The sequence below is a fragment of the Actinoplanes utahensis genome (assembly GCF_016862455.1).
Lineage (GTDB): Bacteria > Actinomycetota > Actinomycetes > Mycobacteriales > Micromonosporaceae > Actinoplanes > Actinoplanes utahensis.
This window is the reverse complement of record NZ_BOMZ01000033.1, coordinates 141111-165222: the sequence shown is the minus strand read 5'-3', so window position 1 is coordinate 165222 and position 24112 is coordinate 141111. Positions and strand designations below refer to the sequence as shown.

Annotated in this window: 24 protein-coding genes and 1 tRNA gene; 20 read left to right on the top strand and 5 right to left on the bottom strand. The window is 69.1% G+C overall.

Translation table 11 applies throughout. The features are described from left to right. The first annotated feature begins 7 nt into the window (after nucleotides 1–7). Nucleotides 8–1801 (top strand): ABC-F family ATP-binding cassette domain-containing protein, encoded by a 1794-nt coding sequence (locus tag Aut01nite_RS10965; RefSeq protein ID WP_043533340.1) that lies wholly within the window; start codon nucleotides 8–10, stop codon nucleotides 1799–1801. Between the two features lie 85 nt (nucleotides 1802–1886). After that, nucleotides 1887–2348, top strand: coding sequence for a DUF4383 domain-containing protein (locus tag Aut01nite_RS10960; protein WP_043533342.1), 462 nt, complete (start codon nucleotides 1887–1889; stop codon nucleotides 2346–2348). Between the two features lie 23 nt (nucleotides 2349–2371). On the opposite strand, the gene Aut01nite_RS10955 is transcribed toward Aut01nite_RS10960, so the two are convergent. Continuing rightward, nucleotides 2372–2974 (bottom strand): TetR/AcrR family transcriptional regulator, encoded by a 603-nt coding sequence (locus tag Aut01nite_RS10955; protein WP_043533575.1) that lies wholly within the window; start codon nucleotides 2972–2974, stop codon nucleotides 2372–2374. A gap of 197 nt (nucleotides 2975–3171) precedes the next feature. On the opposite strand from Aut01nite_RS10955, the gene Aut01nite_RS10950 reads away from it, so the two are divergent. The 10 genes from Aut01nite_RS10950 to cysN all read left to right on the top strand — a co-directional run bounded on the left by Aut01nite_RS10950 (nucleotide 3172) and on the right by cysN (nucleotide 13394). Continuing rightward, on the top strand, nucleotides 3172–4038 hold the full coding sequence (locus Aut01nite_RS10950; protein ID WP_043533344.1) for a helix-turn-helix domain-containing protein: 867 nt from the start codon (nucleotides 3172–3174) through the stop codon (nucleotides 4036–4038). Nucleotides 4039–4055: 17 nt separating this feature from the next. Continuing rightward, nucleotides 4056–4127: transfer RNA gene (locus Aut01nite_RS10945), tRNA-Gln, on the top strand. 92 nt (nucleotides 4128–4219) lie between these two features. Beyond that, nucleotides 4220–5659, top strand: coding sequence for a bifunctional UDP-N-acetylglucosamine diphosphorylase/glucosamine-1-phosphate N-acetyltransferase GlmU (gene glmU, locus Aut01nite_RS10940; protein ID WP_043533346.1), 1440 nt, complete (start codon nucleotides 4220–4222; stop codon nucleotides 5657–5659). A gap of 112 nt (nucleotides 5660–5771) precedes the next feature. Further along, nucleotides 5772–6752, top strand: coding sequence for a ribose-phosphate diphosphokinase (locus tag Aut01nite_RS10935; protein ID WP_043533348.1), 981 nt, complete (start codon nucleotides 5772–5774; stop codon nucleotides 6750–6752). A gap of 411 nt (nucleotides 6753–7163) precedes the next feature. Continuing rightward, a complete protein-coding gene (locus Aut01nite_RS10930; RefSeq protein ID WP_043533350.1) occupies nucleotides 7164–7766 on the top strand; it encodes a 50S ribosomal protein L25/general stress protein Ctc in 603 nt (200 codons plus the stop codon). 84 nt (nucleotides 7767–7850) lie between these two features. After that, on the top strand, nucleotides 7851–8438 hold the full coding sequence (gene pth, locus Aut01nite_RS10925; protein WP_043533352.1) for an aminoacyl-tRNA hydrolase: 588 nt from the start codon (nucleotides 7851–7853) through the stop codon (nucleotides 8436–8438). A gap of 91 nt (nucleotides 8439–8529) precedes the next feature. Then, nucleotides 8530–10221 carry a sugar transferase gene (locus Aut01nite_RS10920; protein ID WP_052164610.1) on the top strand — a complete coding sequence of 564 codons (1692 nt, stop codon included), beginning with the start codon at nucleotides 8530–8532 and terminating at the stop codon, nucleotides 10219–10221. Between the two features lie 24 nt (nucleotides 10222–10245). Beyond that, nucleotides 10246–11136, top strand: a complete 891-nt coding sequence (locus Aut01nite_RS10915; RefSeq protein ID WP_052164611.1) for a 3'(2'),5'-bisphosphate nucleotidase CysQ — start codon at nucleotides 10246–10248, stop codon at nucleotides 11134–11136. Between the two features lie 48 nt (nucleotides 11137–11184). Then, nucleotides 11185–12096, top strand: coding sequence for a sulfate adenylyltransferase subunit CysD (cysD, locus tag Aut01nite_RS10910; RefSeq protein WP_043533356.1), 912 nt, complete (start codon nucleotides 11185–11187; stop codon nucleotides 12094–12096). After that, complete coding sequence (gene cysN / locus Aut01nite_RS10905) at nucleotides 12096–13394, top strand: sulfate adenylyltransferase subunit CysN (protein WP_043533358.1); 1299 nt, start codon at nucleotides 12096–12098, stop codon at nucleotides 13392–13394. Before cysD ends, cysN begins: the two co-directional genes overlap by 1 nt. 22 nt (nucleotides 13395–13416) lie before the next feature. Here the strand turns inward: cysN and Aut01nite_RS10900 are convergent, their stop codons facing one another. The 4 genes from Aut01nite_RS10900 to galE all read right to left on the bottom strand — a co-directional run bounded on the left by Aut01nite_RS10900 (nucleotide 13417) and on the right by galE (nucleotide 16678). Continuing rightward, nucleotides 13417–14217, bottom strand: coding sequence for an ATP-binding protein (locus Aut01nite_RS10900; RefSeq protein ID WP_043533360.1), 801 nt, complete (start codon nucleotides 14215–14217; stop codon nucleotides 13417–13419). A gap of 124 nt (nucleotides 14218–14341) precedes the next feature. After that, entirely contained in the window at nucleotides 14342–14527 is a 186-nt protein-coding gene (locus Aut01nite_RS10895; RefSeq protein WP_043533362.1) for a hypothetical protein, read from the bottom strand. Nucleotides 14528–14564: 37 nt separating this feature from the next. Continuing rightward, nucleotides 14565–15707, bottom strand: a complete 1143-nt coding sequence (gene galK, locus Aut01nite_RS10890) for a galactokinase (RefSeq protein ID WP_043533364.1) — start codon at nucleotides 15705–15707, stop codon at nucleotides 14565–14567. Then, nucleotides 15704–16678 carry a UDP-glucose 4-epimerase GalE gene (gene galE / locus Aut01nite_RS10885; protein WP_043533366.1) on the bottom strand — a complete coding sequence of 325 codons (975 nt, stop codon included), beginning with the start codon at nucleotides 16676–16678 and terminating at the stop codon, nucleotides 15704–15706. The genes galK and galE overlap by 4 nt, the downstream gene beginning before the upstream one ends. Nucleotides 16679–16811: 133 nt before the next feature. Between galE and trpS the strand changes: the two genes are divergently transcribed. The 8 genes from trpS (at nucleotide 16812) to Aut01nite_RS10845 (ending at nucleotide 24112) form a co-directional block, all read left to right on the top strand. Further along, nucleotides 16812–17837, top strand: coding sequence for a tryptophan--tRNA ligase (trpS, locus tag Aut01nite_RS10880; RefSeq protein WP_043533578.1), 1026 nt, complete (start codon nucleotides 16812–16814; stop codon nucleotides 17835–17837). A gap of 6 nt (nucleotides 17838–17843) precedes the next feature. Next, on the top strand, nucleotides 17844–18374 hold the full coding sequence (locus Aut01nite_RS10875) for a 2'-5' RNA ligase family protein (protein WP_043533368.1): 531 nt from the start codon (nucleotides 17844–17846) through the stop codon (nucleotides 18372–18374). A gap of 21 nt (nucleotides 18375–18395) precedes the next feature. Further along, nucleotides 18396–19316, top strand: a complete 921-nt coding sequence (locus Aut01nite_RS10870; protein WP_052164612.1) for a YihY/virulence factor BrkB family protein — start codon at nucleotides 18396–18398, stop codon at nucleotides 19314–19316. Nucleotides 19317–19323: 7 nt separating this feature from the next. Beyond that, nucleotides 19324–19689, top strand: coding sequence for a hypothetical protein (locus Aut01nite_RS10865; RefSeq protein WP_043533369.1), 366 nt, complete (start codon nucleotides 19324–19326; stop codon nucleotides 19687–19689). A 12-nt stretch (nucleotides 19690–19701) separates the two neighbouring features. Further along, nucleotides 19702–19941 carry an SCO4848 family membrane protein gene (locus tag Aut01nite_RS10860; protein ID WP_043533370.1) on the top strand — a complete coding sequence of 80 codons (240 nt, stop codon included), beginning with the start codon at nucleotides 19702–19704 and terminating at the stop codon, nucleotides 19939–19941. A 200-nt stretch (nucleotides 19942–20141) separates the two neighbouring features. Further along, nucleotides 20142–21239: a BMP family lipoprotein gene (locus Aut01nite_RS10855; RefSeq protein WP_043533580.1), complete on the top strand. Its 1098-nt coding sequence runs from the start codon at nucleotides 20142–20144 to the stop codon at nucleotides 21237–21239. A gap of 159 nt (nucleotides 21240–21398) precedes the next feature. Then, nucleotides 21399–22880 (top strand): ABC transporter ATP-binding protein, encoded by a 1482-nt coding sequence (locus Aut01nite_RS10850; RefSeq protein ID WP_152629130.1) that lies wholly within the window; start codon nucleotides 21399–21401, stop codon nucleotides 22878–22880. After that, nucleotides 22877–24112 (top strand): ABC transporter permease, encoded by a 1236-nt coding sequence (locus Aut01nite_RS10845; RefSeq protein WP_043533371.1) that lies wholly within the window; start codon nucleotides 22877–22879, stop codon nucleotides 24110–24112. The genes Aut01nite_RS10850 and Aut01nite_RS10845 overlap by 4 nt, the downstream gene beginning before the upstream one ends.

Sequence of the window (24112 nt, the reverse complement as noted above, 5' to 3'; positions counted from 1 at the left end):
ACGCATCGTGGCCAACATCATCAACCTGGACCGGGTCAGCAAGGGTTACGGCGCAGCCGGCCAGTTGCTCACCGACGTTTCGCTCGGCCTGGACGACGACGCCCGCATCGGCATCGTCGGCCTCAACGGCGCCGGCAAATCGACTCTGCTCCGCATGCTCGCCAAAACCGAAGAGCCGGACTCCGGCCGCGTCACGCACCGCCGCGACCTGCGCGTCGCGACCCTGCCGCAGACGCTCGACCTCGCCGGCGACCTGACCGTGCGCGACGTCGTGCTCGGCACCGCATGGCTGCCGCAAAGCATGGGCGCCGAGCACGAGTGGGCCGGCGACGCCGGGGTGCGCACCATCCTCGACGGGCTCGGCATGGGCCATCTGGGCCTGGACACGCCGGTCGGGCCGATGTCCGGCGGCGAGCGCCGCCGGGTCGCCCTGGCCGCGCTGCTGGTCCGGCAGAGCGATCTGCTGATCCTCGACGAGCCCACCAACCATCTCGACGTCGCAGGCGTCGACTGGCTGGCCAAACACCTGCTGACCCGCCGGGGCGCGCTCCTGGTCGTCACCCACGACCGCTGGTTCCTCGACGCCGTCTGCACCATGACCTGGGAGGTCGTGGACGAGCAGGTGCACACCTACGAGGGTGGCTACGCCGCCTGGATTCTGGCCCGCGCCGAGCGTCAGCGGATCGCCGCCTCGATCGAGGCCCGCCGGCAGAACCTGCTCCGCAAAGAGATCGCCTGGCTGCGCCGAGGCCCGCCGGCCCGCACGTCCAAACCGAAGTTCCGGATCGACGCGGCCAACGCGCTGATCGCCGACGTGCCGCCGGCCCGCGACCAGATGAGCCTCCAACGCCTGGCCACCACCCGGCTCGGCAAACAGGTCTACGACCTGGAGCGGATCGAGCTCAAAGCCGGACCGAAACCGATCTTCCAAGACCTGACCTGGCAGGTCGGCCCCGGCGACCGGATCGCGATCCTGGGTGCCAACGGAGCGGGCAAGACCACCCTGCTGCGGATGCTCGCGGGAGTCACCACGCCGGACGGCGGCCGTCTGGTCACCGGATCGACGGTGCGGCCGGCCTTCCTGTCCCAGGAGCTCAAGGAGCTACCCGGCAACCTGCGCCTGCTCGAGGCGGTCGAAGAGGTCGCCAAACGCGTCAAGCTCGGCGACCGGGAACTCTCGGCCGGCCAGCTCGCCGAAGTGTTCGGCTTCACCGACAAACGGATCTGGACGCCGGTCAGCGACCTGTCCGGCGGTGAGCGCCGACGGCTGCAGATGCTGCGCCTGCTCGCCACCGAACCGAACGTGCTGCTGCTCGACGAACCGACCAACGACCTGGACACCGACACCCTCGCCGCGCTGGAAGACCTGCTCGACTCCTGGCCCGGCACCATGGTGGTGGCCAGCCACGACCGATACCTGGTGGAGCGGGTCACCGACACCGTCTACGGCATGTTCGGCGACGGGAAGATGGTGCACCTGCCCGGCGGCGTCGACGAATACCTGGCCCGGGTGGGCACTCCCACCGCTCCGGGCGTACCCCCCAAGGGTGTGCCGCAAGCGCAGCAGGCCGTGAGCGGCCTGTCCTCCGGCGAGCTGCGCCAAGCCAAGAAAGACCTGGCGAAACTCGAACGGCAGATGGAGAAGCTCGCCGAGAAGGAAGCCCGGATCAACGAGAACCTGGCCGTGCACGGCAGCGACTACGACAAGCTGGTCGAGCTGGAGGCTCAGCTCAAGGCGGTGCAGCAGGAGAAGGCCGAGGCCGAAGAGGCCTGGCTGGAACTGGCGGAGCAGTTGTCGTAATTCGTGATCCGGGGGGTGTGCCTGCGCCGCTTGTCGGGGATACGCGAGAATCGACGCGAAGACACCTGACCTTGGAGACGGAACCATGGCGCACACCCCGGTCAATCACCCGCTTCGGCCGATCTACCGGATCGTCGGCTTCATCACCGGGGCCTACCTGGTGGCGTTCGGCATCATCGGGTTCATCACGACCTCGGGTGAGGATTTCACCGGGCCCGGCGTGCGGGCACTCGGCCAGGGCAGCAACATGGCCTGGTCGATCGTCTCGCTGGCCCTCGGCGCGATCGTGCTGCTCGGCACCGCGGTCGGCCGCAACATCGACGTGGCGATCGACCAGTACCTGGGCTGGGGCCTGCTCGTCCTCGGCAGCTACGAACTGTGCGTGCTCCGCACCGACGACGTGAACTTCTTCGGATTCACCATGTCGACCGTGATCGTCACCTACATCGTCGGCCTGCTGCTGATCACGGTCAGCCTCTACAGCAAGTCCGCGCCGAAGTCGCAGGCCGGGGCCCCGCGCCAGGTCCGCGAGGGCCGGACCGCCTGACCTCTGATCCGTCGCCGGGTCCCTCAGCGGACCCGGCGGGTCAGCAGATCCGGCTTCGCCTCCAGGTGTGACAGCCCGTTCCAGGCGAGATTCACCAGGTGCGCGGCAACCACCTCCTTCTTGGGTTTACGCGCCTCCTGCCACCACTGCCCGACCAGAGCCACCATCCCCACCAGCGCCTGCGAGTAGAGCTCGGCGAGTTTCGGGTCCAGACCCCGGCTCTTGAACTCAGCGCCCAGAATGTACTTCGCCTGATGCGCCACGTCGTTCATCACGCTGGAGAAGTTGCCCGACGCCGACAGCAACGGCGAATTGCGCACCAGCACCTGGAAACCGTGCGGCTCCTCGTCGATGTAATCCAGCAGCGCCAGCGTCGCCTGCTCCAGCAGCTCCCGCGGATGACCGGCGGTCAATGCCGTGGCGATCCGGTCCAACAACGCGCGCACCTCGCGGTCGACGACCACCGCGTAGAGACCCTCCTTGCCGCCGAAGTGCTCGTAGACCACCGGCTTCGAGACCTTGGCCCGGGCGGCGACCTCCTCGACGCTTGTCGCGTCGTACCCCCGCTCGGCGAACAGCTGACGACCGACGGTGATCAGCTGCTCCCGGCGCTGGGCGGCCGGCATCCGGACCCGTCGTTGCCTGTCGTTGAAGTCCCCGCGCTCGGTCACCCGGCCATCCTGCCAGGAGTGACACATCGACTCCTTGCCCGCCGACACCGTGATCCCATACCCTAGCTTTGCGCCTAGCCGTCGTGCGACTAGCTGGTGTTGGTCAAGCGGCTGAGTGCCCAGTGTCCACCAGGCTAGGAGCGGGGGCTCACATGGACAAGGGCGAGATGCGTGACGAGGCGCGACGGCTACGGGTCGACCCGGGACTGTCGCGGTCGCAGTTGATGAAGATCTTCGGGGTGAGCAACGGGACGCTGACGGACTGGCTTCGGGGCATCGAGCCACCGGAGTGGACCCGTCGGCCGAACGCGAAGGACGGCCTCCGGCGCGAGGCCGCCGACCTGCGGGAGGCCGGATGGTCGATCAACGACATCGCGGCCAAGCTGGGTGTCGCGAAATCGACAGCGTTCAGGTGGGTCGGCCACGTTCCCCTCGATCCGGATGCGGAGCGGGCTCAGGAGAAGCGCGAGCCGGCGGAGAAGCGGATCGCCGGGCGCTGGGACGATTACCGGACTGATCGCGATCGATTGCAGGTGGAGGTCTGGGACGCGGCGGCCCGGGAGGTCGGCCACCTGTCGGATCGTGACGTGCTTCTGATGGGGGCGGTCGCCTACTGGTGTGAGGGGGCCAAGTCGAAACCGTGGGCACGTCGCGACCGGCTGGTCTTCATCAACAGTGATCCCGGTCTGCTGGCCCTACACCTGCGGTTTCTCCAGCTCGGCGGGTACCGCCTCGACGAGCTGAGCTATCGCGTCAGCATTCATGAGACGGCTGATCCTGTGATGGCCGCCGATTGGTGGGCCGATACGTTGGCGATACCCCGCGACGCCTTCCAGAAGCCGACGATCAAGTCCCATGATCCCAAGACCGTCCGGCACAACGTGGGCGACGACTACCACGGATGCCTCACGATTGCGGCGCCGAAGTCCCGGAAGTTCTACTGGCGTATGGAGGGTGTGGTCAAGGCGGTCGTCCAAGAGGCTTCGTCCGCTTATCGTGATCCCGGACCGGGACGCTAGGCTGTCCTCAGAACCAGTCGGCCGTGGTGTAATTGGCAACACTCTAGGTTTTGGTCCTAGCTTTCCGGGTTCGAGTCCTGGCGGCCGAGCAATTTTTGTGGTATAAGCGCCGGATGGTTGCAGGTGGCGGGATGCCGCCCATGCATATGCACGGTGCCACTGCGAAACGATGGAGTCCCGCGTGAGCCAGGCCCCCAGCCGTACCGTTGTCGTCCTCGCCGCCGGTGAGGGCAAGCGGATGAAGTCCGCGACGCCCAAGGTTCTGCAGCCGCTGCTCGGCCGGACGCTGCTCGGTCACGTCCTGCACGTCGCCTCGGCGATCAACACCGACCGCACCGTGGTCGTCGTCGGGCACAAGGCCGACCAGGTCGGCGCGTTCCTGGCCGAGGTCGCGCCGGCGGCGACGCCGGTGCTGCAGGCCGAGCAGAACGGGACCGGCCATGCCGTGCGGATCGCGCTGGACGCCACCCCTGACCTGACCGGCACCGTCGTGGTGCTCAGCGGCGATGTGCCGCTGCTGCGCCCGGAGACGGTGGAGGCGCTGCTGGCCCGGCACGAGGGGGCCGGCGCGGCGGCGACCGTGCTGAGCGCCGAGGTGGCCGAGCCGGGCGGTCTGGGCCGGATCGTCCGGGGCGCCGACGGCAATCTGGAGCGGATCGTCGAGGCCAAGGACGCGAGTGACGAGCAGCGGCGGATCCGGGAGATCAACTCCGGGATCTACGCTTTCGACGCGGAGCTGCTGCGGGCCGCTCTGGGCAAGTTGTCCACCGACAATGCGCAGGGCGAGGAGTACCTGACCGACGTCTTCGCGATTCTGGCGGCGGAGGGGCATCCGGTGGCGATCGAGGTGGCCGAGTTCGCGTACGAGACGCTCGGTTGCAACGACCGGGCGGAGTTGGCGAAGCTGCGGGTGCTGATGCGCGATCGGGTGAACGAGGGTTGGATGCGCTCCGGCGTGTTGATCCTGGATCCGGCGACTGCCTGGATCGATGTGACCGCCACTCTGGAGCCGGACGCGGTCGTCGACCAGAACACTCAGATCCTCGGTGCGAGCTCGGTGGCGACCGGTGCGGTGATCGGCCCGGACACCACTCTTGTCGACACCACTGTGGCCGAGGGGGCGACGGTTCTGCGGACTCACTCGATCGGGGCGCAGATCGGCCCGTCGGCGACGGTGGGCCCGTTCTCCTATCTGCGGCCGGGGACGAGGCTGGCTCGTAAGTCGAAGGTCGGCGGTTTCGTCGAGACGAAGAATGCCGAGCTCGGCGAGGGTGCGAAGGTGCCGCACCTGACCTATGTGGGTGACGCGACGATCGGGGCGAAGGCCAATATCGGGGCGGGCACGATCTTCGCCAACTACGACGGTGTCAACAAGAGTCACACCACGGTCGGTGAGGCCGCGTTCGTCGGGTCGGACACGGTGCTGATCGCGCCGGTCGAGATCGGCCCGGGGGCGTACGTGGCGGCCGGCAGCGCCGTGCAGAAGGATGTCCCGGCGGGCCACTTGGGGGTGACCCGCGCGCAGCAGCGCAACATCGAGGGCTGGGTCGCCCGTAAGCGTCCGGGCACGGTGTCGGCAGCCGCTGCCGAGGCCGCGAATATCACCCCTGAGCAGGAGTGATCCAGCCGGGGTGAGGCATCCCACCCGGGGGCCTGGAAACGTGGCGGTTACGTTGCCGCAAGGGATACTTCAAGCGAACCCCCTACCCCCTAACCACGGGAGCAGCGAGCCGATGGGCAGCATCGTCGCCGAGAACCGTAAGAGTCTGATGCTTTTCTCCGGCCGGGGTTTCCCCGAGCTGGCGGAGGAGATCGGCCAGGTGCTCGGCGTCGCGCCGACGCCGTCGGATTCCTACGAATTCGCCAACGGGGAGATTTTCGTCCGGTTCAAGGATTCGGTCCGCGGGTCGGATGCCTTCGTCGTCCAGTCGGTGACCGAGGGTGTGAACCGGTGGGTCATGGAGACCCTCATCATGATCGACGCCTTGAAGCGGGGCTCGGCCAAGCGGATCACCGTCGTTCTGCCGTTCTATCCGTATTCGCGGCAGGACAAGAAGCACCGGGGCCGGGAGCCGATCTCGGCCCGGCTGGTGGCTGACCTGTTGAAGACGGCGGGCGCCAACCGGATCCTCACGGTGGACCTGCACACGGCGCAGATTCAGGGTTTCTTCGACGGTCCGGTGGATCACCTGTTCGCGATGGACATCCTGGCCGACTACGTGCAGAAGAAGTACGCCGGCCGTCCGATGACCGTGGTGGCGCCGGACTCCGGCCGGGTTCGGGTCGCCGAGCGCTGGACGGACCGGCTGGGTGGCTGCCCGCTGGCGTTCATCCACAAGACGCGTGACCCGTTGAAGCCGAACCAGGTGGTGGCGAATCGGGTGGTCGGTGAGGTCGAGGGCCGGGTCTGCCTGATCGTCGACGACATGATCGATACCGGTGGCACGATTGCCAAGGCCGCCGACATCCTGTTCCAGGAGGGTGCGGCGGATGTGATCGTGGCGTCCACCCACGCGCTGCTCTCCGATCCGGCTACCGAGCGGCTGAAGAACAGCCGGATCAGCGAGCTCGTGGTGACGAACACGCTGCCGCTGTCGCCGGAGAAGCGGCTCGACAAGATCACGGTGCTTTCCATCGCTCCGCTGTTGGCGCGGGCGATCCGTGAGGTGTTCGACGACGGTTCGGTGACCACTTTGTTCGGTGGCCTGAGCTGATCCGGTAGTTCTTGACCGGGCTCGTTCACGGCTCGCCGCGGCTTCTGTGGCCGCTGGGGCGGGTGACGACATCGCCGTTGTCGTGAACGGGCCTTGGTAGGGTGATTTTTTCGCAGGGTGCCGCCTGCTGGGCGGACCCGCTGACCGATGCACGATCGTGGCAGGTAAGCTAGTGCGGTTGCCACGGCGAGGGTGCCTCGTGGTCTGCTGAGGTTCGCAGTCCACTCGAGGTGCCGTCATCGACGCGGTGCTCCGGGCCTGTGCCCAGCGCGCCCCCTTGCCCGGCAGCGCCCGAAACACCGTCACTTTCGAAGGTATTCATTGCCGTCGAAAGTCACCACGCAGCACTGCCGGATACCGCAGCCGCAGACTTAGCCGCAGCCCGCATCGAAGAGTTTCAGGAGTTTCCCCGTGTCCGAGGTAAAGATCAGCGCCGAGCCCCGTACCGAGTTCGGCAAGGGTGGTGCCCGCCGCACGCGCCGGGCCGGCCTCGTGCCCGCCGTGCTGTACGGCCACGGCGAGGCGCCGCAGCACATCGCCCTCCCCGCCCGTGAGTTCGCTGCCGCCATCCGCCACGGCGGCATCAACCAGATCTTCACGATCGACATCGCCGGCAACGCGGCCGCCACCCTGGCTCTGCCGAAGGCGATTCAGCGTGACCCGATCCGTGACACGTTCGAGCACGTTGACCTGCTGATCGTGAAGCGTGGCGAGCGCATCCAGGTGGACATCACCGTCGTCCTGACCGGTGAGGCCGCGAAGAACACCCTGATCGTGCACGAGTCGAACACCGTCGCGGTGGTCGCCGAGGCGCTGCACCTGCCTTCCGAGCTGGAGGTTTCGATCGAGGGTCTGGAGGCCGGCTCGCACATCACCGCCGGCGATGTGAAGCTGCCGAAGGGCATCGAGCTCGCGGTCGACCCGGAGACGGTGCTCGCGGTCATCAACGCCGCCCAGTCGAACGAGGCTCCGGCTGAGGAAGAGGCTCCGGCCGAGGGTGACAGCGCGGAGTAATCCTGTCGCGCAGCAGCGGTAAGCCAGATATCAGGGAAAGTGCCGTCCGGCACTTTCCCTGATGTGTATGTGGAGGCGAGAGGGTTGAGCGACGAGTCGCCCTGGCTGGTTGTCGGGCTGGGCAACCCGGGCCGGGAGTACGCCGGTAACCGGCACAACGTGGGTTTCATGGTGGCCGACCTGCTGGCGTCCCGGGCCGGTGGGAAGTTCGGCCGGGCGAAGCGGGCGCAGGCCGAGGTGGCCGAGGGCCGTCTCGGGTTCGGCGGCCCCAAGTTGATCATGCTGAAGCCGTTGACCTACATGAACCTGTCCGGCGCGCCGGTGGTGGCGTTGTCGCAGTTCTTCAAAGTGCCGGTGGCTCAGGTGATCGCCGTGCATGATGAGCTGGATGTGCCGTTCGGGCAGGTTCGTGCCAAACGGGGTGGGGGCGAAGGCGGCCACAACGGGCTCCGTTCGATGTCGAAGTCGCTGGCGAGCAAGGAGTACGCGCGCGTCCGGTTCGGGATCGGCCGGCCTCCGGGCCGGCAGGACCCGGCCGACTACGTGCTCTCCGACTTCTCCGCGACGGAGCGCAAGGAGCTCGACTTCCTGGTGGACCGGGCGGCCGACGTGGTCGAGGCGATCGTCCACGAAGGCGTCGAGTGGGCGCAGAACAAGTACCACGGGGTCTGATTTGTCCATCCCGTGACGCGGCCGCCGTCCATCCGTTGGTCACACGGGCGCACGAGAGCGGTGCGCAGGCCGAAGGGACGGAGGTTCAGGGATGTCGCAGGACGTGTCCGAGAATCGGACGGACGCGTTCACCGGCGAACGTCCGCTGAACTCCGGCCCGCAGCCGCGGCCGGCCGGCCGTCGCAGCGGCCACAACAGCAGGATCCCCGGTCCGGCGGCGGGCGGCGAGAACGCGCCGCCCCTGGTGGCCCGGGAGAGCCCGGAGCCGGCCCGGAACCAAGCGGCCGATCGGCATCTCGCGAAGGCCCGCAACCGGTCGATGGCGGCCCGCCCGGCGAACCGGCCGTTCGTCCGGACCCGGGGCCGGCACGCGGCGATGTCGCGGCGGCAGGACTGGGAGCGCCGGTACGTGCGCAGCCTCGTCCTCGCCGATCTGACGGCCGGGGTCACGGCCGGGGCGGGTACGTTCGCCGTCCGGTTCGGGGACGTGGTCACCGAGTGGAACCGGACGTACCTGATCTGGTCGGCGCTGCTGCCGGTGGTGCTGCTGCTGGTGCTGGCGGCGTCCCGGGCGTACGAGCGGCGCTATCTGTTCGTCGGCTCGGACGAGTACCAGCGGGTGCTCCGGGGTGGCGCGGGCCTGATCGGCGGGGCGGCCGTCGTGTCGTACGCCCTCAATCTGGACCTCGCCCGGTCGTACGTCCTCGTCGCCTTCCCGCTGGCGACAGCCGCGATCGTGGTGTTGCGGTTCGTCCTGCGTAAGCGGCTGCATCTGGCCCGGTCCCGTGGCGAGAACCTCCGCCGGGTGATCGTCGTCGGCCATGAGCTGTCTGTCATCGGGATCACCCGCCAACTGCGCCGCGAGCGGTACCACGGCCTCGAGGTGGTGGGCGCGTGCCTGCCGCCGGGCGCGGACGGGATCGGGGTGACCGATCCCCCGGTCTACGGCACCTTCGAGGACGTGGCGAACGCCGTGGAACGCGCCGACGCCGACACCGTGGTCGTGCTGAGCTGCCCGGAGCTGGACGGCGCGGCGGTGCGCCGGCTGGCCTGGCGGCTGGAGCGCGACGAGGTGGACCTGGTGGTGGCCAGCGCGCTCGTCGACGTCGCCGGTGCGCGGACCACCATCCGCCCGTTCGACGGCCTGCCGATGCTGCACGTCGAGCATCCCCGCCTGCACGGCGGATCGAGGTTGGTGAAAGACCTGGTCGATCGAATCGGTGCGGCGGTCCTGCTGATCCTTCTCGGCCCGGTGCTTCTCACCGTGGCGCTCTGCGTGGGCCTGACGTCCCGTGGCCCGGTACTCTTTCGCCAAGTGCGCGTGGGACGAGATGGCCGTCTTTTCCGGATCTTCAAGTTCCGCAGCATGTACGTGGACGCCGAGGCCCGGCTTGCCGAGCTGAGGCACCTCAACGAGCACGACGGTGTGCTCTTCAAAATCCGCGACGACCCGCGCGTCACCCCGGTCGGGCGCTGGTTGCGCCGGTTCTCCCTGGACGAGCTGCCGCAACTGCTCAACGTCCTGTCGGGTCGGATGTCGCTGGTCGGCCCGAGGCCGCCACTGCCGACGGAGGTGGCCGCCTATGCCGACGACGTGCGGCGCCGCCTGGCCGTCAAGCCGGGCATGACCGGTCTCTGGCAGGTGTCGGGCCGGTCGGACCTCTCCTGGGAGGAGGCGGTCCGGCTGGACCTGCGCTATGTGGAGAACTGGTCGCTGAGCCTGGATCTGGTGATCCTGCTCAGGACCGTGACCGCGGTGGTGCGGTCGTCGGGAGCGTACTGACGTGCAGAAGTGAGGAGCGAGACGATGGGCGAGCAGACGAAGGAGTCCGCACGCGTAGCCGGGCAGCGCGAAGCGCACGAGGGCGGCGCCCCACCGGTCATCGACGCCGCGTTCGCCCGCTGGCTGGCCGACCGGGCCGGTCAGGTGCTTCTCCAGGTCCGCGCCGAGATGGGCCACGCCGACGGCAAGGCTCTCAAGACGGCCGGTGACCAGGCCGCCCACCAGCTGCTCCGGGCCGAGCTGGCCCGTTGGCGGCCGGCCGACGCGGTGCTCTCCGAGGAGGACGAGCACGCCCGGGTCGCGTGGACCGAGGACGACACCGCCCTGGCCCGCCCGGACCGGCTGAGCGCCAACCGGGTCTGGATCGTCGACCCGCTGGACGGCACCCGGGAGTTCTCCGAGGAGGGCCGCGACGACTGGGCGGTGCATGTGGCGCTCTGGACCGCCGACTCGTCGGCGCCGGCCCGGCTGACCGCCGGCGCGGTCGCGATGCCGGCCCGGCACTGCACGCTCGCCACCGACAACCCGCCGGCGTACCCGCCCATGCCGTTGGAGTCGGCGACCGGCGGGGCGATCCGGATCGCCGCCAGCCGGACCCGGCCGCCGGCCTTCGTCACCGCGCTCGCCGAGGAGATAGGCGCCGAGCTGGTGCCGATGGGCTCGGCCGGGGTGAAGATCGCCGCCGTGATCAACGGCGACGCCGACGCCTACGTGCACGCCGGTGGCCAGTACGAGTGGGACTCGGCCGCGCCGGTCGCGGTGGCATTGGCCACAGGCCTGCACGCGTCCCGCATCGACGGCTCTCCGCTGACCTACAACCAGGCCGACACCAAGTTGCCTGACCTGGTCGTTTGTCGTAAAGATCTCGCTCCTCGGTTGCTTGCTGCACTGCAGAGGCACCTTCCGTCACAATGACCTCTGCCCTGCCCGGCTGACACCGGAGAAAGGTCTGGGACAGAACCCATGAGCCAGACGAAGCCCTATCGCGTATCGCATCTCGATGCTCTCGAAGCGGAGAGCATCTTCGTCATGCGTGAGGTCATGGCCGAGTTCGAGCGCCCGGTGCTGCTCTTCTCCGGCGGCAAGGACTCGATCGTGATGCTGCGCCTCGCGGAGAAGGCGTTCGCGCCGGCGCGCATCCCGTTCCCGGTCATGCACGTCGACACCGGCCACAACTTCCCCGAGGTCCTGGAGTACCGGGACAGCCGGGTCGCCTCGCTCGGCCTGAACCTGGTGATCGCCAGCGTTCAGGAGGCGATCGACGCCGGTCAGGTGCGGGAGCTGCCGGACGGCACCCGCAACCGGATCCAGACGCCGGTGCTGCTCGCCGCCGTGGAGAAGTACCGGTTCGACGCCCTCTTCGGCGGCGCCCGCCGGGACGAGGAGAAGGCCCGCGCCAAGGAGCGGATGTTCAGCTTCCGTGACGAGTTCGGCCAGTGGGACCCGAAGAACCAGCGGCCCGAGCTGTGGTCGCTGTACAACGGGCGCCACCACCCCGGCGAGTCGATCCGCGTGTTCCCGCTGTCCAACTGGACCGAGCTGGACGTGTGGCACTACATCGCCAAGGAGCAGATCCCGCTGCCGGGCATCTACTACGCCCACGACCGCGAGGTCGTCGAGCGCAACGGGATGTTCTACGCGGTCAACGAGTTCATCCAGCTGCGTGACGGCGAGACGTCCGAGGTCCGCCGGGTGCGCTACCGGACGGTCGGTGACGCGTCGCAGACCGCGGCCGTGCTCTCCGACGCCGACACCGTCGACAAGGTGATCGACGAGGTCGCCGCGACCCGGATCACCGAGCGTGGCGCGACCCGCGGTGACGACAAGGTCAGCGAGGCCGCGATGGAAGACCGTAAGCGAGAGGGTTACTTCTGATGAGCCAGGCAGTTCTCGAGCCTGACGCCGCCGCCTCCCGCGGCATGGACCTGCTGCGGTTCGCCACCGCCGGAAGCGTCGACGACGGCAAGTCCACGCTCATCGGCCGGCTGCTGTACGACACCAAGACGATCTTCGAGGATCAGCTCGAGGCGGTGGAGAGTGCCAGCGCGTCCCGCGGCGACGAGTACACCAACCTCGCGCTGCTCACCGACGGCCTGCGCGCCGAGCGGGAGCAGGGCATCACGATCGACGTGGCGTACCGGTACTTCGCCACGCCGCGGCGCAAGTTCATCATCGCCGACACCCCGGGGCACATCCAGTACACCCGGAACATGGTCACCGGCGCGTCCACCGCGGACCTGGCGCTGATCCTGGTCGACGCGCGCAAGGGCCTGGTCGAGCAGTCCCGCCGGCACGCCTTCCTGACCAGCCTGCTGCGGGTGCCGCACCTGGTCCTGTGTGTCAACAAGATGGACCTGGTCGACTGGGACCAGCAGGTGTTCGAGCGGATCGCCGACGAGTTCACCTCGTTCGCGGCCAAGCTTGACGCCCCGGACCTGACGATCATCCCGATCTCCGCGCTGAACGGCGACAACATCGCCTCCCGCTCGGAGAACAGCCCGTGGTACGAGGGCCCGTCGCTGCTGCACCACCTGGAGCACGTGCACATCGCCAGCGACCGCAACCTGGTCGACGTGCGCTTCCCGGTGCAGTACGTGATCCGCCCGCAGTCCACCACGGTCACCGACTACCGCGGTTACGCCGGTCAGGTCGCCTCCGGCATCCTCAAGCCCGGTGACGACGTGATGGTCCTCCCTTCCGGCCTGACCAGTACCATCGCGTCGATCGAGACCGCCGACGGCCCGGTCGGTGAGGCGTTCCCGCCGATGTCGGTGACGGTCCGGCTGAACGACGAGATCGACATCTCGCGCGGTGACATGATCTGCCGGCCGAACAACGCGCCGGCCGTCGCCCAGGACATCGAGGCGATGGTCTGCTGGATGGACGAGTCGGCTCCGCTGCGGGTCGGTGGCAAGTACGCGATCAAGCACACCACCCGGACCGCCCGGACCGTGGTACGCGGCCTGCAGTACCGCCTCGACGTGAACACGCTGCACCGCGACGACTCGGCCGGCGAGCTCAAGCTGAACGAGATCGGCCGGGTCAAGCTGCGGACCACGGTGCCGCTGCTGGCCGACGAGTACCGGCGCAACCGGACCACCGGCGGCTTCATCCTGATCGACGAGAGCACCAACCGTACGGTCGCCGCCGGAATGATCATCGAGGCTCGCTGAGCCCGCTCGTGGAGAAGGCCCGCTAGGAAGCGGGCCGGACCGTCGCCCAGACGACCTTGCCGGTCTCGGCCGGCACGGCGCCCCACCGGGCGGCGGTCCGCTCCACCGTCCGCAGCCCGCTGCCCCGCTCGTCGAGCGGCACACCCGGGCGCGGACGGGACGGGCGCACGATCCGGGGCAGCGACGGGTTCCCGTCGGCCACCGCGAGCTGCAGCCCGTTGCCGCGCCGTGTCACCGTCACCCGGATCTCGGTGCCGGCATGCTCGACGGCGTTCGTCACCAGTTCCGACATCACCAGCCGGCTCGGATGCAGCAGGCGGACCAGCCCCCAGGACAGGCAGGCGTCGCTGACCAGGTCACGGGCCAGGCTGGGCGCCTCCGCCTCCGGCCACAACGTCGCGGTCAGCCGGTCATCGCCCGGGATCCGGCCGGCCAGCGCCACCCGGGCCTGGCCGACCCTGGCGTAGACGGGCAGGAAACGGCCGGCGCTCAGACCCTGCAGGTGATCGGCGAGCGGCAGGTCCGGCGGGACGCAGAGGGCCATGTGGACCGGCGGCTCCAGCGCGGCGGCGAACTGCCGGGCGGTCGTCCAGGTCGATGCGCTCTCGCTGTGCGGGTCGAGCAGGCCGGACAGGTCCACGATGAGACCGTCCGGATGGTCGGCGAAGCAGCGGCGCAGCGAGACGGAGGCGTTGAGGCGCAGCTGCGCGTCCCAGGGCCCGCGGACGGTGAGGAGCGAGACCGCGGCGTCCGCGGCGGTGTCGGCGCTGACGCGGACACCTTGCTCGGTGTGATCGTGAAGATACGGCGGGCTTACCCCCATGCCGTCACGATAGTGCCACGACCGGTTCCCGGGGCTCTGGTCTCGCTCCTGCGGGTGATCAGGTGAAAGACGAAGGTGGTCAGGCGAAAGGCCGATCCCGCACCCCCAATGGGTGGGGCGCCGGTCAGTCGTCCCGGCCGTCGGTGGCCTCTTCGAGCGCACTCGTGAGCGGGCCGGTCAGGTCGTCGGCGGGCACCGCGACGTCCTCGGCGCCACCGGTCGGCTCGGGGCGCGGCTCCGGTCCGGTGCCGTCTCCGGCGAAACCGAACTCGTTGGGCTCGTTCTGCTGCGGGTGCTGTTCGGTGGTCATGGAGCCGGGCATACCCGCAGCAGAACCGTTCAAAGCGTCAGATCCGGGTGGCGCCGGGCCCGGCGGTCGCGACCCAGCTGGTGGGTGCGGTGAAACCCCGCTCCCGGTACGCGCCGGCCACCGCGGTCGCGGTCGCGTCGGCCCGGCCGGCGTCGATCAGAGCCAGCACGCAGCCGCCGAAGCCGCCGCCGGTCATCCTCGCGCCGTACGCCCCGGCGGCCAGGGCCGCCCGCACGGCCACGTCCACCTGATCCACGGTGATCTCGAAGTCGTCGCGCATCGAGGCGTGCGAGGCGGTCAGCAGCGGGCCGATCTCCCGCACCCGGCCGGCGCGCAACAGCGAGACGGTGTCCAGCACCCGCTGGTTCTCGGTGACGATGTGCCGGGCCCGGCGGCGCAGCACGTCGTCGCCGAGCCGGTCCAGGGCCTCCGGCAGCTCCGCGGTGGACACGTCGCGCAGAGCCGGGACGCCCAGCGCCGCGGCGGCCGCCTCACAGCTCTTGCGGCGTTCGCCGTACTCGCCGTCGACGTGCTGATGCGGGGCATTGCTGTTGATCACCAGGATGGCCAGGCCCTCGGCTGCCAGGTCGAACGGGATCTGCTCGATCTGATAGCTGCGGCAGTCCAGGAACAGCGCGCGGCCCTCCTGACAGCGGATCGACGCGCTCTGGTCCAGGATGCCGGTGGGCGCGCCGACGTACACGTTCTCGGCTCGCTGGGCGATGGCCGGCCGGCGTTCCAGGGCGACGTCCAGCCCGCCCAGGTCGGCGAGCGCGGTCAGGACCGCCGACTCCAGCGCGGCCGACGAGGACAGCCCGGAGCCGAGCGGCACGTCCGAGGCGAGGGCGATGCGGGCCGGCGGCACCTCGAAGCCGGCGTCCTGCAGGGCCCAGACCACCCCGGCGACGTACGCCCCCCAGCCGGTCACCTCACCCGGCTCGGTGACACCGAACGTGACCGGCTCGGGCGCCAGCGTCGAGCAGACCGACCATTTGCCGTCCGGCGCGGGACCGGCGGCCGCGACGGTCCGCTGCGGCAGCGCGAAGGGCAGCACGAACCCGTCGTTGTAGTCGGTGTGCTCGCCGATCAGGTTGACCCGCCCGGGCGCCGCCCAGAGCCCGGCCGGCTCCTCCCCGTACGCCTCCAGGAATGCCGCCCTGGCCGTCTCCGGGATGCTCATGCGACGTGCTTGCGGTAGAAGGCCCAAGCGTCGCCGATCATGTCCTGGAGGGTGTTCTTCTCCGGGACCCAGCCCAGCTCCGCGCGGGCCAGGGCGGAGGAGGCGACCAGGGTGGCCGGGTCGCCGTCGCGGCGCGGGGCGATCTCGACCGGGATCGCCGCCCCGGTGACCTCGCGGGCCGCCTCGACGACCTGCCGGTTGGAGAAGCCGTTGCCGTTGCCCAGGTTGTAGATGCGGTGCTCGCCGGCGACCGTCTTGTCCAGCGCCAGCAGGTGCGCCCGGGCCAGGTCGGCCACGTGGATGTAGTCGCGCACGCAGGTGCCGTCGACCGTGGGGTAGTCGTCGCCGAACAGCTGGAGTTTCTCCCGCTTGCCGGCGGCGGCCTGCAGGGTGATCGGGATCAGGTGGGTCTCCGGGTCGTGCCGTTCGCCGATCTCGTGGCTGTCGCTGATGTAGGCGCCGGCCACGTTGAAGTAGCGCAGCGAGATCGCGGCCAGGCCGTGGGCGAAGGTCTCGGAGGTGAGAGCCAGGTCGAAGGCGAGTTTCGTCGACCCGTACGTGCTGGTGGGGGCCTTGGCGGCGGACTCGGTGATGGGCAGCTCGACCGGGTTGCCGTAGACCGCGGCGGTAGAGGAGAAGATCATCCGAGGGACCTCGGCGGCACGCACCGCGTCGAGCAGGGCGAGCGACTTCACCATGTTCTCGTGCCAGTAGAGGCCGGGGTGGGCCATCGACTCGCCGGCCGCGATGAGCCCGGCGAAATGCAGGACGGCGTCGAACCCGGCGTCCGGGGTGAGCACCTGTGCGGCGTCGGCGATGTCCGCCTGGACGAACGTGGCGTCGGGGGCGACGGCCTCACGGAAGCCGGTGCGCAGGCTGTCCAGCACGACGACCTCGTGGCCGGCGTCGAGCAGCAGCCTGCTGGTCACGCTGCCGACATAGCCGGCGCCGCCGGTGACGAGCAATTTCACGGCTCAGGCCCTTTCCCTAGTCAAGACATCCATAGAATCCCCCAGAATCGCTCATGGGTCAACAGGTTCGAACATCGCCGGGAGGGGGTAGGGGATTCGCGAATTCCGGGGCGGGGCTGACACAATGGCGGCCATGTCCGACGTTGCCCGCCGCCCGCGTGTGCTTTCCGGCATCCAGCCGACCGCAGACTCCTTCCACCTCGGCAACTACCTGGGTGCGGTGCGCAACTGGGTGTCGATGCAGGAGACGCATGACGCGTTCTACTGCGTGGTCGACCTGCACGCGATCACCATGGGTCATGATCCGGCAATCCTCCGCGATCGGAGCCGTGTTTCCGCGGCGCAGCTGCTCGCCGTGGGCCTCGACCCCGAGCGGTGCACCCTCTTCGTGCAGTCCCACGTGCCCGAGCACGCGCAGCTCGGCTGGGTGCTCAGTTGCATCACCGGGTTCGGTGAGGCCGGACGCATGGTGCAGTTCAAGGACAAGTCGGCCAAGGCCGGGCAGGACAGCACCACCGTCGGCCTCTTCTCCTACCCGATCCTGCAGGCCGCCGACATTCTGCTCTACCAGGCCGACCAGGTTCCGGTCGGGGAGGACCAGCGGCAGCACCTGGAGCTGACCCGCGATCTGGCGCAGCGGTTCAACAGCCGGTTCGGCAAGACCTTCAACATCCCCTCGGCGTACATCGTCAAAGACACCGCGAAGATCTTCGATCTGCAGGACCCGGCGATCAAGATGTCGAAGTCGGCGTCCGCGCCGAACGGCATCATCGAGCTGCTGGAGGACCCGGCCCGCTCGGCCAAGAAGATCAAGTCGGCGGTCACCGACACCGGGCGGGAGATCCTCTACGACGAGGTGAACAAGCCCGGCATCAGCAACCTGCTGACGATCTACGCGGCGCTCACCGGCCGGGCGATCGACGAGCTGCTGGAGGCGTACGACGGACGCGGTTACGGCGACCTGAAGAAGGACCTCGCCGAGGTGCTCGTCGAGTTCGTCAAGCCGATCCAGGAGCGCACCAAGCTCTACCTCGACGACCCGGCCCAGCTCGACAAGGTGCTGGCGATGGGGGCGGAGAAGGCCCGCGCGGTCTCCGCGGCGACCCTCGCCACGGCGTACCGGAACGTGGGTTTCCTCAGCCCGGCCCGCGAGGCCTGACCCGGGATGGATCAGCCCTCCATCGTGCGCATCGGCGTGGCGATCGACATCCCCGAGCCGTGGGGATCGGTGCTCACCCGCCGGCGTGCGGAGGCCGGTGACCCGCAAGCCGCCTACACGCCGGCGCACGTCACGCTCCTCGGCCCGACGGAGGTGGCGGCCGACGCGCTGCCGGCGGTGGAGAAGCACCTCGGGGAGATCGCGACCGCTCAGCAGCCGTTCACCATCCATCTGCGCGGGACCGGCACGTTCCGGCCGGTCACCGAGGTGGTGTTCGTGACCCTGGCGCAGGGCATCAGCGAGTGTGAGCTGCTGGCCGCGGCGATCACCCGATCGGAGGAGATCAACCGGGACACCCGGTTCCCCTACCATCCGCATGTGACGGTCGCTCAGGACGTTGCCGCGGACGCGCTGGACGCGGTGTTCGAGGATCTGGCCGGATTCTCGGCCCGTTTCGAGGTCTCCTCCTTCACGCTCTTCTCGCACGGCGGTGAAGGACCGTGGAGGCCACGCCGGGACTTCCCACTCGGGAGCTGACGTGTCGGATACGGTCGGCCGGTGAATCCGATCGACCGGGCTTACGACGCGACCGAAGCCCGGGTCATGGCGTTGCGGTACCGGTCGCCGTACTTCGATCACCTGTGCCGGGCGCTCCTGCGGTACGACAGCGTCCAGGGTGGCCGGCTGGCCGCCGCCATCGCGTACTACGGCTTCTTCGCGATCTTCGCGCTGCTGCTGATCGGATACTCGGTCTTCGGCTTCCTGCTCACCAACAACGTCGAGCTCCTCGATCTGGTCGAGGACTTCCTCCACGCCAACCTGCCCTTCCTGGACGTGCAGGCCATCCTGGAGAGCAAGGCGAGCGTCGGCATGGTCGGCCTGATCGGCCTGACCTTCACCGGCATCGGCTGGGTCGAGTCGATCCGGTCGTCGCAGCGGCTGATCTGGCGGCTGCGTGAGCAGCCCGGCTACTTCGGAGTGCGCCAGGCCGTCGACCTGTTGGTGCTGGTCGGGCTGATGCTCCTGCTGGCGCTCACCCAGCTCGCCGTCTACGGCCTGGAGCGGCTGCTGAACTGGCTGGCCGGCGGCGGCTTCGCGACCACGCTGTCGCTGGTCAGCTGGGCGCTGACGCTGGCGGTCAACATGATGCTGGCCGCCGCGCTGCTGGCGGCGGTGCCACGGCTGCGGATGACCGCCCGGCGAATGGCCCCGCCGGTGCTGCAGGTCGGGATCGGCATCATGCTGCTCAACACGATCGGCAAGACGTTCGTCGAGATCGTCCAGCGGAACCCGGCGTACGGCCTGGTCGGCTCGGCCGTCGGCGCCCTGGTCTACCTCTACGTCTTCAACCAGTTGCTGCTGTTCGGCGCGGCCTGGGCGGCGACCAGCCCGCACGGCCGGGTGGTCGATCTGTCAGCTGACGACAAGACCGTCCCGGTGGGGCAAAACATCTGGATTCGGCATGCCCGCCCGCGATGATGTCGGAGTGGGCACACTCGTGACGCTGCATCTGCCACCCGGCTCGCCGATCGCCGAGCAGCCGTGGGTGATCACCATCGCCTCGCTCGGCGACATGGAGGACTGGGAACCCCTCGTCTGCGGGCCGTACGAGCGTGCCCATGCGCTCGCCCTGGCCCGTGCCGTGGTCGCCGACGACGATCTGATGGCCGTGGTCGAGCCCCTGGCGCCGCTGGACGGGGTGGACGCGATCCGGCGCGAGATCGCGGCCGCGCGCACCCGGGAGGAGGAGGACTTCCCGCCGCAGCCGGCCGGGGACTACCCGGACGTCCCGCCGGAGCCGTCCGAGGTGCGGGCCGGATGGCGGCGGATCACGGCGCGGTTGACCGGCTGAGATACTCGTCCCGTGGTGATCAACAAGCGGTGGGCGGCGTTCCTGATCGCGGTCGGGGTGTGGACCTGGCTGATCTGGCCCCGGTTCGGGCTGGCGATCTGGAAGGACGAGCGGTCCTTCGCCGACGGGGCGCCGACCTCGTTCCTGTGGGTGCACGCCCTGTTGATCGCCGCCTCGCTGGCGATCGGGACCACTGTGGGCGTGCTCGGTGTGCGAGCCTGGCGGCGGGCTTCGCGGGTCGCGGAAGATTAACTATTCGTTTCCCCGCCGGGCGCGATTCCTTCTTTAACCAGCCGAAAGCGGCGCTCCCGGTGCCTGGTGATTGCGGTGGGATAACAGTGCGCCAACAGTCCGTACCGATGCCCTGACGTTCCCCGCGGGCGAGGCATACGCTCCCGACCTGAGATTCACCGGAGCAAAGAGACCTCGGTGTGCAGCGGAAGGAGGGCGTCTTGCGCCCAGTACGTGGGAAGCGGATCGTGGCGATTCTCGCGGCAGGTGGGCTGACGCTCGCTGCCGCTGCCTGTGGTGAGGCCCCCGCCGAGACCCCGACGACCGGCGCCAGCGGTGGCACCGCTGCCGCTGCTTACAAGGCGTGCATGGTCACCGACCTCGGTGGCATCGACGACAAGTCGTTCAACGCCTCCGCCTGGGCCGGTCTGCAGGCCGCGCAGAAGGAAGCGGCGAACGTCGAGCCGAAGTACGTGGCGTCGTCCTCCGAGGCCGACTACGAGCCCGGCCTGCGCAGCTACGTCTCGCAGAGCTGCAACTTCATCCTCGCCGTCGGCGGTCTGATGGGCGAGGTGACCACCAAGGTCGCCAAGGAGAGCGCGAGCTCCCAGTTCGGCATCGTCGACAGCAACAGCGGCAACAGCAACGTCTACCCGATGCAGTTCGCCACCCACCAGGCGGCGTTCCTGGCCGGCTACCTGGCGGCGGGCTACTCGAAGTCGGGCAAGGTCGCGACCTACGGCGGCATGAAGATCCCGCCGGTGACCATCTTCATGGACGGCTTCGCCGACGGTGTCACCCACTACAACACGGTGAAGAGCAAGAACGTCCAGGTCCTGGGCTGGGACAAGAAGGCGCAGAACGGCAGCTTCGCCGACAGCTTCATCGACCAGAACAAGGGCAAGAGCATCACCAACACCCTGGTCTCGCAGGGCGCCGACATCGTCATGCCGGTCGCCGGCGGCACCGGCCTGGGCACCGCGCAGGTCGCCAAGGACTCGGCCGGCAAGGTCTCGGTCATCTGGGTCGACCAGGACGGCTGCGTCAGCGCCGCCCAGTACTGCGACGTGTTCCTGAGCACCGTGGTCAAGAACATCGAGGGTGCGGTCAAGGAGGTCGTGGTCAAGGGCGCCAAGGGCGAGAAGCTGGCCGCGGACGCCGGCTACGTCGGTGACCTCAAGAACGACGGCGTCTCGCTGGGCAGCTTCAACAAGTTCGACAGCAAGGTCGACGCGGCTCTGAAGGCCGAGCTCGAGACCCTGAAGGCCGACATCATCTCCGGCAAGGTCAAGGTCGAGTCGGCCAGCGCGCCGAAGTGACCCTCGGGTAGGTAACATCTGGCCGCCGCCCGGCCACGGGTCCAGCACCCGTGGCCGAGCGGCGGCTCGCATTACACCGTCCACCAGGCAGATACCCGACGTCGGGAGATTCCGCTGAAACTGGAACTGCGCGGCATCACCAAGCGCTTCGGCGACCTGGTGGCCAACGACCACATCGACATCACGGTCGAGCCGGGCGAGGTTCACGCCCTGCTCGGCGAGAACGGCGCCGGCAAGTCGACGCTGATGAACCAGCTGTACGGCCTGTTGCAGCCGGACGAGGGCCAGATCGTCGTCAACGGCGAGCCGGTCGTCTTCAAGAGCCCCCGCGACGCCATCGCGGCCGGCATCGGCATGGTGCACCAGCACTTCATGCTGGTGCCCGTCTTCACCGTGGCGGAGAACATCGCGCTCGGCGCGGAGGAGGTGCGCGGCGGCCCGCTCGGCTGGCTGGACCGGCGCCGGTCCCGCCGCGACGTCCTGGAGACCTCCAAGAAGTACGGCCTGCCGGTCGACCCGGACGCCCTGATCGAGGACCTGCCGGTCGGCGCTCAGCAGCGCGTGGAGATCGTCAAGGCGCTGACCCGCGAGGTCGACCTGCTGATCCTGGACGAGCCGACCGCCGTGCTCACCCCGCAGGAGACCGAGGAACTGCTCGCCGTCATGCGGTCGCTGACCGCGATGGGCAAGTCGATCGTCTTCATCACGCACAAGCTCAAAGAGGTCAAGGCGATCGCCGACCGGATCACCGTGGTCCGCCGCGGCCGGATCGTCGGCACCGCCAGCCCGGACACCAGCGAGGACGAGCTGGCCGCCCTGATGGTCGGCCGGGCCGTGAGCCTCGAGGTGCAGAAGGCCCCGGCCGAGCCGGGCGCCGCCGTCCTCAAGATCGACGGCCTGGTGGTCGACGACGACCGCGGTGTCCGCGCGGTCGACGGCGTGGACCTGGAGGTCCGGGCCGGCGAGGTGCTCGGCATCGCGGGCGTGCAGGGCAACGGGCAGACCGAGCTGGTCGAGGCCGTGATGGGCCTGCGCGCGGCGCGGGCCGGCTCGGTCAAGCTCGAGGACGACGACCTGGTCGGGCTGAGCACCAAGCGGATCCTGCGCTCCGGGGTCGGCTACGTCCCCGAGGACCGCAGCCACGACGGGGTGGTCAAGGAGTTCTCCGTCGCCGAGAACCTGATCCTGGACATGTACGACCGCGCCCCGTACGGCAACGCCTTCGCGATCAACGGCAGCACCGTGACGGTGAACGCCGAGGAGCGGATCAGCCAGTTCGACATCCGGTGCCAGTCGCCGGAGACCGCCGTCGGCACCCTGTCCGGCGGCAACCAGCAGAAGGTCGTGGTGGCCCGGGAGATGTCCCGCCCGCTGCGCCTGTTCATCGCGTCGCAGCCCACCCGCGGTGTGGACGTCGGCTCGATCGAGTTCATCCACAGCCGGATCATCCACGAACGGGACCAGGGCACCGCCGTGCTCGTGGTCTCCAGCGAGCTGGACGAGGTGGTCGGCCTCGCGGACCGGATCGCGGTGATGTACCGCGGCCGGATCCTGGCCATCGTCTCGCCCGACACGCCGCGCGAAGAGCTCGGCCTGCTCATGGCCGGCATCACCGGCGCGACGGCGGAGGGGGAGAAGTGACCGCCGAGACCACCAAGGCGCCGAAGACCAGCGGACCGGGCTTCCTGCGGTACCTCTGGTCGGCGAACAACTTCGTGCTGACCACGCTGTCGATCCTGCTGGCGGTGTTGATCGGCGCGGTTCTGATCATCGTCTCGGACGAGAAGGTGCTGGAGAAGTTCACCTACTTCACCGCCCGTCCGAGTGACGCTCTCCAGGCGAGCTGGACGCTTGTCAGCTCGACCTACGCCGACCTGCTGAAGGGCGCGTTCGGCGACCCGGCGACGTTCCAGAAGTGGTTCGCCGGGACCGCCACCTGGCAGGAGGCGTTCGCCCCGCTGTCGGAGACGCTCACCTACGCCGCGCCGCTGGTCTTCACCGGCCTGTCGGTGGCGCTCGCGTTCCGCGGCGGCCTGTTCAACATCGGCGCGCAGGGCCAGGCCGTGCTCGGCTGCATCGCGGCCGGTGTCGCCGGTTTCTCGTTCGGCCTGCCGATCGTGCTGAACCTGATCGTCGCGCTGGTCGCCGGCATCCTCGGCGGCGCGCTCTGGGGCTTCATCCCCGGCCTGCTCAAGGCGCGCACCGGGGCGCACGAGGTGATCACCACGATCATGCTCAACTACACGGCCGCGCTGTTCCTGTCCTGGCTGGTCATCCAGTCGGGCATCCAGGCGCCCGGCCGCAGCGACGCGATCAGCAAGTCGGTCGCCGAGTCGGCCCAGCTGCCCTCGCCCGGCGGGGTCCTCCGGGTGCACCTCGGCATCATCCTGGCGGTGCTGGTCACGGTCGCGGTCGCCTGGCTGCTGAACCGGTCCGCGTTCGGTTTCGAGATCCGCGCGGTGGGCGCCAACCCGCACGCCGCGAAGACCGCCGGGATCAGCGTGGGCAAGACGTACGTGCTGCTGATGGCGTTCGCCGGGGGCCTGGCCGGTCTCGGTGGCGCCACCCAGGTGCTCGGTACGGCCCACGCCCTCACCCCCTCGGTGGCCGGCAACATCGGCTTCGACGGTCTGCTGGTCGCCCTGCTGGGCCGCAACAAACCGTGGGGCACGTTCTTCGCCGCGCTGCTGTTCGGCGCGTTGCGGGCCGGCGGGAACCGGATCCAGTCGTACGCCGGTATCTCGCTGGAGCTGGTCACCGTCCTGCAGGCGCTCATCGTCATCTTCATCGCCGCCCCCGCCCTGGTGAAGGCGATCTTCCGACTGCGTGCCGCCCGGGCCACCGGGCTCGGCGTCAACCTGGCGAAGGGCTGA

Excerpts from the sequence above, each read along its gene's own strand:
- Aut01nite_RS10875 (WP_043533368.1), top strand. The coding sequence starts at position 17,844 with ATGGATCAGCCCTCCATCGTGCGCATCGGCGTGGCGATCGACATCCCC.
- Aut01nite_RS10955 (WP_043533575.1), bottom strand. The coding sequence starts at position 2,974 with ATGCCGGCCGCCCAGCGCCGGGAGCAGCTGATCACCGTCGGTCGTCAG.
- cysD (WP_043533356.1), top strand. The coding sequence starts at position 11,185 with ATGAGCCAGACGAAGCCCTATCGCGTATCGCATCTCGATGCTCTCGAA.
- galK (WP_043533364.1), bottom strand. The coding sequence starts at position 15,707 with ATGAGCATCCCGGAGACGGCCAGGGCGGCATTCCTGGAGGCGTACGGG.
- Aut01nite_RS10960 (WP_043533342.1), top strand. The coding sequence starts at position 1,887 with ATGGCGCACACCCCGGTCAATCACCCGCTTCGGCCGATCTACCGGATC.
- Aut01nite_RS10920 (WP_052164610.1), top strand. The coding sequence starts at position 8,530 with ATGTCGCAGGACGTGTCCGAGAATCGGACGGACGCGTTCACCGGCGAA.
- Aut01nite_RS10900 (WP_043533360.1), bottom strand. The coding sequence starts at position 14,217 with ATGGGGGTAAGCCCGCCGTATCTTCACGATCACACCGAGCAAGGTGTC.
- Aut01nite_RS10895 (WP_043533362.1), bottom strand. The coding sequence starts at position 14,527 with ATGACCACCGAACAGCACCCGCAGCAGAACGAGCCCAACGAGTTCGGT.
- trpS (WP_043533578.1), top strand. The coding sequence starts at position 16,812 with ATGTCCGACGTTGCCCGCCGCCCGCGTGTGCTTTCCGGCATCCAGCCG.
- Aut01nite_RS10935 (WP_043533348.1), top strand. The coding sequence starts at position 5,772 with ATGGGCAGCATCGTCGCCGAGAACCGTAAGAGTCTGATGCTTTTCTCC.
- cysN (WP_043533358.1), top strand. The coding sequence starts at position 12,096 with ATGAGCCAGGCAGTTCTCGAGCCTGACGCCGCCGCCTCCCGCGGCATG.
- Aut01nite_RS10915 (WP_052164611.1), top strand. The coding sequence starts at position 10,246 with ATGGGCGAGCAGACGAAGGAGTCCGCACGCGTAGCCGGGCAGCGCGAA.
- Aut01nite_RS10950 (WP_043533344.1), top strand. The coding sequence starts at position 3,172 with ATGGACAAGGGCGAGATGCGTGACGAGGCGCGACGGCTACGGGTCGAC.